Source organism: Streptomonospora salina (genome assembly GCF_014204715.1).
GTDB lineage: Bacteria > Actinomycetota > Actinomycetes > Streptosporangiales > Streptosporangiaceae > Streptomonospora > Streptomonospora salina.
Map to the genome: position 1 here is coordinate 4,039,125 of NZ_JACHLY010000001.1, position 12,935 is coordinate 4,052,059.

The 12,935-nt window shown below is 70.5% G+C and carries 9 protein-coding genes and 1 pseudogene; 4 read left to right on the forward strand and 6 right to left on the reverse strand.

What is annotated here, in order from left to right; genetic code table 11:
* The first annotated feature begins 229 nt into the window (after nt 1–229).
* Nucleotides 230–430, forward strand: a complete 201-nt coding sequence (locus tag HNR25_RS27100) for a hypothetical protein (RefSeq protein ID WP_345606244.1) — start codon at nt 230–232, stop codon at nt 428–430.
* Here HNR25_RS27100 and HNR25_RS18255 read toward each other — a convergent pair.
* Entirely contained in the window at nt 364–567 is a 204-nt protein-coding gene (locus HNR25_RS18255) for a hypothetical protein (RefSeq protein WP_184637079.1), read from the reverse strand. The two genes, HNR25_RS27100 and HNR25_RS18255, sit on opposite strands and share 67 nt — an antisense overlap.
* Before the next feature lie 47 nt (nt 568–614).
* The gene (locus tag HNR25_RS18260) at nt 615–2,504 is read right to left on the reverse strand and encodes a S9 family peptidase (protein ID WP_312862617.1); all 1,890 of its coding nucleotides are present in this window, start codon (nt 2,502–2,504) and stop codon (nt 615–617) included.
* Between the two features lie 140 nt (nt 2,505–2,644).
* On the opposite strand from HNR25_RS18260, the gene HNR25_RS18265 reads away from it, so the two are divergent.
* Nucleotides 2,645–3,385 (forward strand): MerR family transcriptional regulator, encoded by a 741-nt coding sequence (locus tag HNR25_RS18265; protein ID WP_246463737.1) that lies wholly within the window; start codon nt 2,645–2,647, stop codon nt 3,383–3,385.
* Nucleotides 3,386–4,003: 618 nt separating this feature from the next.
* Nucleotides 4,004–4,228: pseudogene (locus HNR25_RS27105) on the forward strand (hypothetical protein); the annotation flags it as partial.
* Nucleotides 4,229–4,552: 324 nt separating this feature from the next.
* Here the strand turns inward: HNR25_RS27105 and HNR25_RS18275 are convergent.
* The 4 genes from HNR25_RS18275 to HNR25_RS18290 form a co-directional block, all read right to left on the reverse strand.
* Nucleotides 4,553–5,380, reverse strand: coding sequence for an SGNH/GDSL hydrolase family protein (locus HNR25_RS18275; protein WP_246463739.1), 828 nt, complete (start codon nt 5,378–5,380; stop codon nt 4,553–4,555).
* A 192-nt stretch (nt 5,381–5,572) separates the two neighbouring features.
* On the reverse strand, nt 5,573–5,794 hold the full coding sequence (locus HNR25_RS18280; protein ID WP_184635899.1) for a hypothetical protein: 222 nt from the start codon (nt 5,792–5,794) through the stop codon (nt 5,573–5,575).
* Nucleotides 5,775–6,947, reverse strand: a complete 1,173-nt coding sequence (locus tag HNR25_RS18285; RefSeq protein WP_026129722.1) for an IS4 family transposase — start codon at nt 6,945–6,947, stop codon at nt 5,775–5,777. Before HNR25_RS18285 ends, HNR25_RS18280 begins: the two co-directional genes overlap by 20 nt.
* Nucleotides 6,948–7,162: 215 nt before the next feature.
* Nucleotides 7,163–8,470, reverse strand: coding sequence for an acyltransferase family protein (locus tag HNR25_RS18290; protein WP_184637083.1), 1,308 nt, complete (start codon nt 8,468–8,470; stop codon nt 7,163–7,165).
* 1,260 nt (nt 8,471–9,730) lie between these two features.
* On the opposite strand from HNR25_RS18290, the gene HNR25_RS18300 reads away from it, so the two are divergent.
* Entirely contained in the window at nt 9,731–12,877 is a 3,147-nt protein-coding gene (locus HNR25_RS18300; protein ID WP_184637085.1) for an ATP-binding protein, read from the forward strand.
* Nucleotides 12,878–12,935 lie beyond the last annotated feature (58 nt).

Consider the following 12,935-nt stretch of genomic DNA (forward strand, 5'->3'; position numbering starts at 1 on the left):
CTCGACCGTTCTGGAGCGCGAAGTGGCCGCCGTATCGGCGGTCGTCTCCGTCTGAGTACAGGTCGTCGCGAGCAGGACGGAGACGGTGACGGGGACGCCGCGCCATGCCGCGCGGCGCCGGTGGCGGTCGGCCCGTTTCGTTGTGGACCAGCGCTGGTGCCGGAGAAGGAGCGGAGCCGACCAGGGCCGTCCGCGCGCTCGGCCTGCACACACGCGCAGCGTCAAGGTGATGAACCGGCGCGGCCTGCCGGATCGGTTCCTCGCCTGCGGCCGGCGGGACCCGCTCGGCGGAGGCTTCGCCGGTGCCAGAAAGCCGCCTCCGGAGCGGCTCGGCACCGCACATCCCTCCATGGTCGCGATCCCTCAGCCCACCACCGGCCGCCTGCTGATCAGAGCTGATTCAAAGTCGGTGATCGTCTTGGTTGTATGAGGGCTGGACGTTGCGCGGAAGGTGCTCTCCTCGTCTGCGGCCTGGAGCGGTGTGGTCAGGAGCACCACCACCAGCAGTGCCGCTGTCGTCCCCGTGATCGCGAAGGCGGAGCGGTCAAGGGGGTGAGAGGAGGTCATGTCGGTCCTTCCGGTCGGGGAGGCGGGGCGCGCAAAAGACATTCGGCTCAGGCCAGGTGCTGGGCGAGATGCGTGGCGATCGCGCGCTGCAGGCGGATCTCGTTCTCAGGGTTGCCGAAGCCGTGGCCCTCGTCCTGGACTAGCAGGTATTCGACAGGGACCCCCCGATCGCGCAGCGAGGTGACGATCCGGTCCGACTCCTCGCGCCGCACCCGGGCGTCGTTCGCGCCGTGGGCGATCAGCAGCGGAGTCGTGATCGCCTCGACCCTGCTCATCGGGGAGCGGGCGAGCATGTCCGCCTCCTGCGCGGGGTCGTCGGGGTCGCCGACGTAGGCGAGCCAGCCGCTCGCGATGTACGGACGGCTCACGGGCGGGAAGCTGCGCAGGAAGCTCGACAGGTCCGCGATGCCGACGAGATCCACGGCTGCGGCGAAGCGCTCCGGGGTGAAGGCCGCACCGACGAGAGCGGCGTACCCGCCGTAGGAGCCGCCGATGATCCCCACGCGGTCCGGGTCGGCGATGCCGCGGTCGACGGCCCAGTCGACCGCGTCCAGGAGGTCCGTGTGCATGGCGCCGGCGAACTCGCCCCGCGCTGCGAGGGTGTGGCGCCTGCCGTAGCCGGAGGATCCGCGGAAGTTCACCTGCAGCACGGCGTGGCCGCGGTCGGCCAGGAACTGGACCTGTGCGCTGAAGCCCCAACTGTCGTGCGCCCACGGTCCGCCGTGGACCACGAGCGCCAGCGGCAGCTTCCTGGCGGGAATGCCGACGGGAAGGGTGAGGTAGCCATGCAGCGGCAGCCCGTCCCGGGCGAGGAGCCGGATCGGCTCCATGGGCGCGAGATGTGCGGTGTCCAGGTGCTGGTAGGGCTGGAACAGGCGGCGGCTGCGGCCGGTGGCGTGGTTGTACAGCCAGGCCTCCGGTTCGCGGTCGTGGAGGAAGGTGGCGACCCAGCGCGTCCCGGAGGTGTCCGAGCTCAGGGAGTCGAGCACGCCGTCCGAGAGCGCGGCCAGCGCCGCGTGCACCTCGGCGAAGCGCGGGTCGACCACCTCGATGTGGGGACGGGGCCCCGTGAACCGGGCGGCGAGGATCTCCCCGGTCGCACGATCGGTGAACAGGGTGGGTGGCAGCACACCGGGGGCCAGCACGCTCATGATGTCCAGGCTCCGCCCCGGGACGGCGGCCAGCACGCTCACCTCCGCGGTCTCCCGGTCGATGCGCACCAGCTGTAGGTCATCGCCCTCGAGATAGAGGCTCAGGATGAGGCCCGTGCCATCGGGGGTGGAGCGCTGCACCTCGACCCCCACGGGCTGCTCGGCCCCGCCGGCGCGCAGCAGCAGGCGCTGCTGCCCGGAATCCGGGTCGATCGTGCAGAACTCGGTGCTCCCGTCTTCGGTGACCCGGGAGACGAATGCCGGTTCGCCATCCCGGTCCAGCAGCAGGTCCACCCCGGCCTCGGTCTGCTCGTGCAGAAGAGTGATCTCGCCGGAGCCCACGTCGATCAGGAACATGTCCAGGCGCGCGGGCCGCTGGTTCATGGTGGCCAGCACTGTCCCGGGCCGAGAGGGCATCGGCTCCGCGGAGAACACCCGCGACCCCGGCTCCAGAGGGGTCAGGTCCTGCGGTGCGGCCTCGGGATGCTCGAGGTCCACCCGGAACAGGTGCCAATCCTCGTTCCCGTCGGTGTCCTGGAGGTAGAGCAGCCAGCGGGGATCGTCGCACCAGAAGAAGGTGAGGATCCCTCGTCGGGAGTCGTGGGTGACGCAGCGGGCCTCCTCGTGCTCCTGATCGATCCCCCGCACCCAGACGTTCTTCCGCCCACCTGCCGGCGCCAAATATGCGAGCCAGGCTCCGTCGGGGGAGATCACGGGGTGGGAGAAGGCGGGGTCGCGGAACAGGTCCTCGGCCTCGAATCGGCGGGGGACTGACGTGGCACGCACGGTCATGGGGCTCCTTCGGCGAGGTGCGATCGGTGCCCTCAGCCAAAACGATGCCCTGGGGGCAGAGTCAAAGACGGCCTTCCCTTCCCCGGTCCGAGCGGGGAGGATGGCCTCATGCCCGACCTGCTGAGCGACCGCTGATGGCCTGGAGCACGCGCCGGCTCGCTGAGCTCGCGGGCACGACTGTGAAGACCGTCCGGCACTATCACGCGATCGGACTCCTCGAGGAGCCCGCCCGGGCCGGGAACGGCTACAAGCAGTACGGCACGTCCCATCTCGTGCGCCTGCTGCAGATCGCGCGCCTGCGGGAGCTGGGGATGCCGCTGTCGGGCGTCGCAGAGCTCGAGGAATCCGGTGAGGCCTTCACGCAGACGCTCCGCACCCTCGATTCCCAGCTCTCCGCCTCCATCGCCCACCAGCAGGAGCTGCGCGCCGAGATCGCCGACCTCCTGCGCCATCGCCCCGATCCCGACGTCCCCGCCGGGTTCGCCGACGTCGCGGACGATCTCACGCCTGCCGACCGCGCGATGGTCATGATCAGCGCCCGGGTCTACGACGAGCAGGGCCTGCAGGACATGCGGGCCATCGTCGCGCACCACCGGGAGGCCGACGATGCCTTTGACGAGCTGGCGTCGGACGCCACCGCCGACGAGATCCGGGCCGTCGCCGCGCGTCTGGCTCCCGCGCTCCGCACGATCCACGAGCAGTACCCGGGTATGCGGACCCCACCGCTGGGCGTCGGCAGTCGCACCTCGTTGCAGGACCTCGTCCAGGCGGTCACCGAGCTCTACAACCCCGCCCAGGTCGAGGTGCTGCGCCAGGCGTACCGGCTCGCGCTCGACGACCCCACGGACTCCGCCCGGGACGCCGAAGGACAGTAGATGTCCAGCACCGTCTGGCGAGCATCCACGAGACGGATCGCGCCGACATCACCGTGACCGGACACGACGAGAGCCGTGCAGGATCGCAAGGGTCTCCATATCGGAAGGACAGTCTCATGCCTCGTGGCCCGAAGAAGGGCTGGTGGCAGACGTTGTCTCCGGACGTTCCGGATCGTGTGGGCAGCTCGGATCCCTCGTTGCTCGACATGAGGGGAGGGCACCGAGCGAGAGTCCGAGGAAGCCGTCCGCACGGCGGGCGCGACGAGCAGCTTCCCCGTACCGGATCGGCAGAGCCAGCGACCACCTCGCAGATGGCTGTCGGGTGCCGAACGCGGCGGAGATCCGCTTTAACGTGTAGCGGCCTCGTGTCGGTGTGAGGTCTCAGGACGTCCTTTGCCGTTCGTATTCAGGACACGGTTGACCACCATGCGGCATGACCGCCGGTGAATCCAGGACCGGCGTCGTGGGACGAGTGTGGATCAGCCGACACTGGCGGAACTACCGCTACAGGGCGGTATGCGAGGTTCCGGGCGGATCACCGATCGGTGAGGTCGCAGCGCGCTACGGGACGTCCGCCAGTCACGGCACACCTGGAAGAACCGGTTCCGACAGGACGGCATGGAAGGTCTCGCCGACCGTTCCAGGCGCCCCCGCACCAGCCCGAGCCGCGTCTCCGCCGGGGAGGACTCGCTAGTCCACCGCTCGGCCCTCGAGCACTATCTGACGACCTACGGCTCGCCCGAGCCGCCGCCGTCGTCGTGGCTCATGGTCGAAACACTGACCATCGGAACGTTGGCCAACGCGTACTGCACCCTGAGCAGTCGGGCCGACCGGACCGCGGTCGCCAAGAGTATCGGGCTGACCGCCCCGGTGCTCGTGTCACTGCAGTCGGTTCTCGATTCTGTGTCTCCGCGCAGTGCCTGGGCGAGGCGACTACCACGACCTCCTCGCCAGCCGCCCGCCGATGAACCTCCGCGGCATGGGCGTCCCCGATGGCTGGGCGGACGACGGCTTCTGGAACAAGCACCTCGCCTGAGCCCCGCCCAGCGCTCGAGGAGCAGGACACGGTCGAGCAGGGATGCGCTCTCGTCCTCGCTGCCGGCGTCGCGGGTGTCGGTGCCGGCTACAACGACATCCCGCTGGCCAAGTCCCGGAACGTCGGGAGTCTCAGCAGCCGTGGAAGAGTTCGCTGTCGGCCCAACCTGTGTTCGCCCAGCTGTCGGGGTCCGCCGGGGCGAGGCCGTCGTAGCGGTCGGCGAGCTGTTCGAGGATCCAGCTGGTGAATCGGGCCGCCCCCTGAGGGCAGGTGTGGATCCCGTCGTCGCTGCGGTCGATCACGCCGTCGCGCTCCCTCGCGTACTCGTCGCCCCACACCTCGGAGGCATCGAGGTAGTCGACGTCGGCGAGGTCGTCTGCGACCTGTCGAGCGGCATCGTCGGCGGTGGCGAGCTCCTCCATGTGAGGCTCGTAGAACTCGTCGGGCTCGATGGGAGGCATCGACACGAGGAGAAGGTCGGCGTCGAGATCTGCGGTGGTCTCGGCGAGGCGTTCGTAGGTGGCGCGCTGTTCGTCGGAGGTGCCCCAGTCGTAGGTGGTGATCTGGTAGAGCACGACGCCGCCTGCGGCCTGTTCGAGTGCTTCGGGGATAGCCTTCCATTGTTCTTCGGCGTTCGGTCCGACGAGGTTTCCGCCTCCAGTGGAGGTGGCGTCGATGAATTTCGCGCCGCTTTCTTCCAGCCCTTGCCGGAGGGCGACTGCTTGGCCGGCGGCGACGGAGTCACCGAGGAAGAGTACAGGCGACAGGTTGGCATCGGCGCCCTGCGTAGATTGCGTCGATCCCTCGCTAGCGGCGTCGTCGGTTTGACCGGTTCCGCAGGCGGCCAGTGGCAGGGCTGCAATAGCGACCGAGGCGATTCCTGTCGCGCGGCGGACCCGACCGCGGAGTCTCTGGAGAACGGTGGCCGGTGTGGCGGTATTCGTCGTGTCTGTTCGCATGGTGCGACTCTTACAACCTGCTGTCGCGACCGTTGTGGAGGCGTGTCGCGGTTGTGTCGCAGAACCGGCTGACGCCGCTCGATTGCCACGGCAGGGGCAGAGGTGTCTTCTAGCATCGGCGGCGTGGCTACTGTTCTGCTGATCGAAGACGACGCGCTCGTCAGGCGGGGCCTGCAGCTCAACACCGTTGTTTTAGGGTGTTTTCGCTGGTGGGGTGAGGCGCCAGATGTGGACGCGATGTCGGGTTCTACCCGAGGCGGGTGTGGCGCGCTTGCGGGTGGGGAACCGGAAGGAGCGCCGGGTGACCTCACGGGGTGCGGACCGCCGGCGCCGCCGGGGCAGCAGGTCGTCCCAGAGCTCGTCGAAGGCCCACACGTCCAGTACGGCCAGGTCCTCAGGGGGAAAAACGCCCACCGGTCCGGTTGACCGAGCGGCGGGCGGTGTTGAGCGCGGTGGTGAAGCTGATGCGGTCGGGATCGAGCTGTGCGTACCCGGCGGCGCGGGTGATCAGGTCCGAGACCGCCTGATAGACCAGCAGCAGCGCCCAGGCCTCCTGACGGATGAGGTCGGGACTCTGGGAGCGGAACCGCACCGTCGTTCCGCCGCGCAGTTCGGTCTTGACCGCGTCGTAGAGGATCTCCGATTCCCAGCGGGCCGCGTACAGCCCCGGGAAGTCGGCGATGGGGTGGAGCACCGGGTCGATCAGGCTGGTGACCAGGGTGATCGTCTCCCCGGCCGTGGTGTGGCCGCCGTGTGCGGTGACGGTGTCGGTGTAGACGGTGTACTCGACCACACGCACCAGCGGACCGCCCTTGGACAGGTGCGCGGTGTAGGAGCCGTCGGCCAGGACCTCGACGGGGGCCAGGGCGAACTGGGCGCCGGCGCGCATGATGACCTGGGCGCCGGTGGCGGTGATCGTGCAGTACAGGTCGCTGCCGCAAAACCCCGAGTCGAAGACCGTGAGCATGTCGGGCGCGAACGAGGCCGCCATGCGCTCGCACAGGGCTTTCTCGCTGGTGGTGTAGGCGTCGAAGGACGCGTCGATGAGGCAGCGGGTGCCGATCTCGCAGTGGGCGACCAGACGCAGTTGAGGGAAGGCCCCCTCAGAGGGGCCGCCGAACGCGGCCCGGTTCGCGGTGGTGTCGGGGGTGTCCAGGCAGGTGCCGTCCACCGCAGTCAGGCGGTAGCCGCGCCACCATGCTCCCGGGGTGTCGCTCTCGGCCAGGGGCCCGGCGGTGCGGGCGAAGAGCAGCGTGAGGGGTTCGGTGCCCAGCCGCTGCCGGGCCCGGCTCACGCTGGAGGCCTCGGGCGCGCCCGAGGCCGGCACGGCCAACTCCCGGGCCCCGCCGCTGAACGCGCAGCCGTCAGCCAGCCTGCGCCAGACCTCTTTGTAGGAGAGGTTGCGCCACAGCCACAGCGCCAGGACCAAGTACAGGGTCAGCCGTGCGGGCAGCTCGCGCCGCCGTTGCTGGAGGGCGCCGCCCCGGGTGGCCACCTCCTCGACCAGGTGCGGGTCGAAGGTCTGGGTCAGCACCCCGAAAGAGGCGCGGTCAGCCGCGTTCGTCACGCCATCGAGTATCCCGCGGGTAGAGGCGGCCGCGAACCCTCGGTGCCAGGCTCGCACCACCCCGAGGCCCTTACCAGCGAAGATGCCCTAAAACAACGGTGTTGGGCCTGCAGCTCGCTCTGAAACGCCACGGGCACCGTGTCGAGGCCGCCGAAGACGGCTGCTCCCGTGAGACAGTCCCTGTTCTCATCCGTGGGCGCCCAGACATCCGCGGGTCAGAGTGCGCCGGTGTCGATCGGCGGTTCTGAGGGCGTCGGCAGCGCGAACCACATGACGAGGAGCGCGGCGGAGGCGACGAGGAACATGATCAGTCCGGCGCGTCCTCGCGCCCACCGCATCCGGAACCGGATCGGATCCTCCACCAAATGCTTCGACGCGACGGCGAAGGCGACCGATATCCCGATGACGATCGCGGAGTGCAGCCAGTGCGGCAACTCCGGATGCTCCGGCACAGAGAAGAGTACGATCACCGGCCAATGCCACAGATAAAGGCTGTACGAGATCTCGCCGAGCCGGGTAAGCGGTTTCGCCTGCAGCATCCGCATGGGCAACAGAAAGCGATCCGACCCCGCCGTGTTCTGCGTCTGCACGGTGGTGACGGCGGCGCACAAGCCGATGAGAATCGCGCAGGAGATCGCGTGCGCGAAAAGGCCGCCGGTGAACAATCCCAGCGTGGAGGTCCCCTCCGTGAGCACCCAGAACGTGAGGATCCCCACCGTGAGGATCCCGATCGCCCACGTGGTGGCACCGCGACACGACCGCACGATGTGTTGGAACGCGCGTCGGGCCGGGGCCGTCGCCGCTGCGGCGCCCAAAAGCAGAGAGAACGCTCTCGTGTCGGTGCCCGTGTACACACGCGTGGGGTCGGCAGGATCGAGCAGGGCGACCATCAGGACGAGCGAGCCGGCTGAGACGGCGATCGCGAACGTCAGCACAGCGACATCGACATGCCCGACACGTCGCCGGAACCGTTCCACCGCCCAAGCGACCGCGCCGATGACGAACGGCCACACCACATAGAACTGCTCCTCGACCGCGATACTCCACAGGTGCTCGAAGACCCGCGACTGACCGAGGGCGTCCCAGTAGCTCGCGTCCTGCGCCAGCAGATGCCAATTGACCAGATTCAACTGCACCCACAGGCCGTCCGCCAGTGTTGTGGAGACCATGCCGCGATCGGTGACCGGGTAGCCGAACCGTTGCAGTGTCCAGACCGCCACGGTCACCACGACCAGCACCAGCGCCAGTGCGGGAAACAGGCGCCGGAGTCGACGCCCCCAGAATGACACGAGCGAGATCCCGCCGGCCGCCCCCGCTTCGCTAAGAAGCAGCCCCGTGATGAGGAACCCCGATAACACGAAGAACAGGTCGACGCCGAGGAAACCGCCGGGCATGTTGCCGGTATGGAACAACAGCACCCCCGACACAGCGAGGCCGCGCAACCCGTCCAGGGCCGGAATGTGCGAAGGAGTGTGGACGGCTCCGGGAGGCCGGACGGAGGAAGCCGGGTGTGAAGAGCGCATACCGCCGACAGTGCCGACCCGGGGTCACCGGTGCCTCGCCGTCATGTCGCAGCCGTGTCGCAGGGCCACAGGTAGGTACCGATTGCGACGGGATCGCGACATGACGACGACGGCGCGGACGAATCTCGATGGCGTCGCCGTCGATTTCGAGCCGAACGGCCGGGCGGGGCTCGGCACGCTCGCACCAGGCCCGGAGGCTCCCCACGATCCGGCTGAGTATCTCGACCGAGGCGTCGGCGACGACGGCCAGGCCGCCCAGGTCGATGCCCCAGTCCGCGCGGGCGCCGGCCGGAGGCGGTCCCGTCCGGAGAGGGCGCACCTCCTCGACGTCCAACTGCAGCAGTTCGCTGTGCAACGCCGTGACCAGTTCGGCCAGGTCTTCTGCGTGCGTGTCGTCACTGGAGACGTGGATCCGCATGGTGGTGTCCATCGAGCAGCCCCCACTGCCCGGTGCCGCCCCCCGGATGCGGGAGCCGACCCGGTGTCAGATCACCCGGGTTCCAGTCTGCGCCGCCGATTCTGCCCAGGGCAACCTCTCACCTGCGGCTTCGTGCTCCGGTCGGGGTCTGCCGCTGACCGGTGCTTCGGTCGGGTCGCAGGGTTCGAGGGAGCGCCTGCCGGTGCAGTAGAGGCAGGCTGCCGGGTTCGGGCAGGTGGATCCAGCCTTCGCGGGCGGCCAAGTCGGCCTCGGCGTCGGTGGGCGGCCTGCGCCGCGACTGGGACGCCGTCGTGGGGACTGACCCTGCCGCACAGCTCCGGCGTGGCCGAAGGCCACGTCAACCGGCTCAAGCTGCTCAAACGGCAGATGTATGGGCGCGCCAACCCTGCCCTGCTGCGCAAGCGCGTGCTACTCGCGGCCTGACTGCAGCAGAGCGAGGCTTCACCGAATCCGTGCCAGAGCCCGCTTTCGAACGACGTCGACAGCTGGTCCTTCAGCTACGCGAAGCACGATGAAAAGCGCTTACCGTGCGGTGACGCCGTGTTCCGCCCGCGTCCATGACAGCCGAGCACCGATGGAGCACACAACCTCGTTCGGGGCGGCGTCGTTCATCGCCTGCGGCCCGGAGTTGGTGCCGATAGCCGGGCGCGGAGCCCGCCCGGGGCCGCTTGCGGGGTGAACGGGCCCGGTTTCCGGAAGAACGATAGGGATTTGTGGGCGTTATGCCCCTCTGGCAGATTGGCGGCGTGCGTGTCTCGATGCTGGGGCCCTTCCAGGTCCGGGACGGGAAAGGGCGACCTCTCCCGCTCGGGGGGAGGCGCATGTCCGTCCTTCTCGCACGATTGGCCCTGTCGCCGGGGCGGGCGGTCGGGGCGGAGACGCTCATGGACGATCTGTGGAGCGACGGTCCACCCGCCGGCGGCGCCGATACCCTCCGGCGCCTCGTCTCGCGCACACGAGCCCGGATGCTCGAGCACGGTCTCGCGATCGGACCGACCGCCGTCGGCGGCGGGTACCGCCTGGATGTTCCGCCCGACGAAGTCGACGCCCACGCATTCGAGCGTCTCGCCGCCGACGGGGCCCGGCTGCTGCGCGAGCACGCCCCGGAGCGGGCGGTGGAGACCTTGGAGGAGGCCCTCGCACTGTGGCGCGGAGCCCCCTTCGGCGGGGTGGGGGCCGACTTCGCCCGGCAGGAGGCCCCGCGCCTGGAGGACCTGCGTCTCGCCGCCGCCGAGGACAGGATCGAGGCACTGTCCCGCACCGGTGACCCCACCGGGCTCGTGCCCGAACTGCGCACCCTCTGCGCAGCCCATCCCATCCGGGAGCGCTGCCACGGCCTGCTCATGCGGGTCCTGCACGAGACGGGCCAGAACGGTGCCGCCCTGGCCGCCTATGAGGACCTGCGCCGGGCCCTGAGCGAGGAGCTGGGCGCCGACCCTTCCCCGTGGATCGGCGAACTCCACGCAGAGATCCTCCGCGACCGCACCCCGTCCCCGGCCCGGGGGTGGTCCAACCCCTACCTCACCCGCTTCGTCGGCCGCCGCGAGGAACTCGTCTCCATCGACGGCCTCATGGATCGCACACGCCTGGTGACCCTGCTCGGCCCGGGAGGGGTGGGCAAGACCCGCCTCGCCGCCGAGTACGCCGACCGGACCGCCGCGGCCCGTGTGTGCTTCGTCGAGCTGGCACCCCTGCGTGAGGGGGACAGCCTGGTCGAGGCCGTCGCCGCCACCCTCAGCGTCGGCAACGCCCCCCTCGCAGCCCCGGGCCGCGATCGGACTGCCCGGCTGGTGTCCGCCCTCTCCGCTGCGCCCACTCTGCTGGTCCTGGACAACTGCGAGCACCTGCTCGACACGGCCGCCGACCTCGCGATCCGCCTACTCGGCAGCTGCCCCGACCTGAACGTCCTGACCACCAGTCGCGAACCCCTGGCGGCCGACGGCGAGGGCCTGGTGCGGGTCGAGCCTCTGGAAGTCCCCGGAGACGCATCCGAGGGCGCCTCTCGGGGCGACGGCGGCGAAGCCGTCGCGATGTTCGTCGAACTCGCGTCCCTGGCGCGCCCCGGGTTCGCCGTCGACGCCGACAACGCCGGCGCGGTCGCCGAGATCTGCCGCCGGCTGGACGGGCTCCCCCTGGGCATCGAGCTGGCGGCGGCCCGCACCCGGTCGATGACGGTCCAGCAGATCGCCCGCCACCTCAACGAGCGCTTCCGGCTGCTATCCGGGCCGCGGCGCGTCGGCAGCGCCCGGCACCGGACCCTGCGCGCGGTCCTGGACTGGACCTGGAACCTGCTGACCGAGCACGAGCGACTGCTGGCGCGCCGCCTGTCGGTGCTGCCCGGCGGTGTCACCATGAGCAGCGCGCAGGAGATCGGCGGAAGCAGCGGTGTATCCGCCGCCGACGTCCCCTTCCTGCTCTCTTCGCTCACCGACAAGTCCCTGCTGGTGGCCGTCGAGTCGCCGTGGGAGGAGCCCCGGCACCGGCTCATGGAGACTCCGCGGGTCTACTTGGAGGAGCGGCTGCGCGAGTCCGGCGAGGAAGGGCGGGTGCGCGACGCCGCCGCCCGCTACTTCGCCGACCTGGCCGAGGACTCCTTCACGATGCTCCTCGGCTGCGACCAGCCGCGTGGCCTGGCGATCCTGGACACCGAGCATGACAACCTGCTGGAAAGCGTCCGGCACGCCTGCCGGGGCGGGGATGCGGCTTCGGCGGTACGGACCGTCACCGCGCTCAGCTGGTACTGGGTCATCCGGGGCCGCTATGAAGAGGCCGATCGTTGGTTCGGGGAGCTCGACCGCCATCCCGACGCGCTCACCCGTTCGGCGCGGACGGTCTCGGCGGCGGTCCGCTCCATCCTCCCCCGGCCGGCGGCGGGCCCGCAGGCGGAAACGGAGTCCCTGGAGGAAGAGCCGCCGGGTTCGGGGCGTGCCGGCGCCATGGACTCGGGCGTTCGTCCGCCGAGGGAGGGGCACGCGGGGGCGGGAGCATACGTCACCGGGCAGCCGGCCATCGACGCAGCGGTCCTGGCCGACTATCCCCCGCTGGCGATGATCACCCCGAACCACCGCCTTCTGGCCGGGGACCACGAGGGCGTGCGGGCGGACGCCGAGACCGCCCTGGCCCACCCGCACCGCTGGGTGCGCGCCGCAGGCAGGGCCACCTTCGCCCTGGTCGCCGAGGCCGCCGGCGACGCGGCCAGGGCCGAGCAGGACACGGAGGCCGCCGTGGCGGACTTCCGCGAGCTGGGCGATTTGTGGACCACGGCACAGCTGGCCGCCGCCCTGGCCGGGTTCCGCTCCGCCCGCGGCGATGTGGACAGCGCGGTCGCCAGTTTGCGTTGGGCCCTGGACCTGGAGCGTTCGCTGGGCGCCTCGGAGCGGTTCACCCCCATCCTGAACCGGCTGGGTGGCGAGCTCATCCGCGCCGGGCGGGCCGATGAGGCCGAGGGGGTCTTCTGGGAGGCTCTGAACGCCTCCGAGGCCCCGACTGCCGAACACCGGATCATGAGCCTGACCGGGCTGGCCGACTTGGCGCTGCTCCGAGGGCGGACGGCCGACGCCCGCGACCTGCTCGCCCGGGCCCGGCACCTGCTCGTCGGGCCGCTGGCGGATTCCGACTACCTGCGGGTGGTGATCCTGTGCCGGGAGGGTGCGCTCGCGCTGGCCGAGGACGTACCGGAGCGGGCGCGTGCGACAGCGCTGCGGGCCTGGGAAGCGGCCGGGCTCCTCGGGGTCGCCGCCGTGCGGGCGGAGGCGGCCGAGCTGCTCGCCGACACCCTGTGGCACGCGGGGGACCCGGAAGGGGCGATCCGCGCGCTCGGCGCCGCCACCGGGATCCGGGGGAGGCGCGACGACGGTAGCCCCCGGGTTCGTGCCCTGGTGCGGGCCTTGGCCAGGGCGCTTGGCGAGGACGGCTTCGAGCGCGGCTATGGCGAAGGAGTGTCCGGGGCAGCGCCGCCGCCCGGGTAGGAACGGTTCCGCAGGACGGGGTGGCGGCACCCGCCTCTGCGCCGCGGTGCGGGGCGGG

Coding starts and splice junctions, on each gene's coding strand:
- HNR25_RS18300 (WP_184637085.1), top strand. CDS start 9,731: ATGTCCGTCCTTCTCGCACGATTGGCCCTGTCGCCGGGGCGGGCGGTC.
- HNR25_RS18255 (WP_184637079.1), bottom strand. CDS start 567: ATGACCTCCTCTCACCCCCTTGACCGCTCCGCCTTCGCGATCACGGGG.
- HNR25_RS18290 (WP_184637083.1), bottom strand. CDS start 8,470: ATGCGCTCTTCACACCCGGCTTCCTCCGTCCGGCCTCCCGGAGCCGTC.
- HNR25_RS18275 (WP_246463739.1), bottom strand. CDS start 5,380: ATGCGAACAGACACGACGAATACCGCCACACCGGCCACCGTTCTCCAG.
- HNR25_RS27100 (WP_345606244.1), top strand. CDS start 230: ATGAACCGGCGCGGCCTGCCGGATCGGTTCCTCGCCTGCGGCCGGCGG.
- HNR25_RS18265 (WP_246463737.1), top strand. CDS start 2,645: ATGGCCTGGAGCACGCGCCGGCTCGCTGAGCTCGCGGGCACGACTGTG.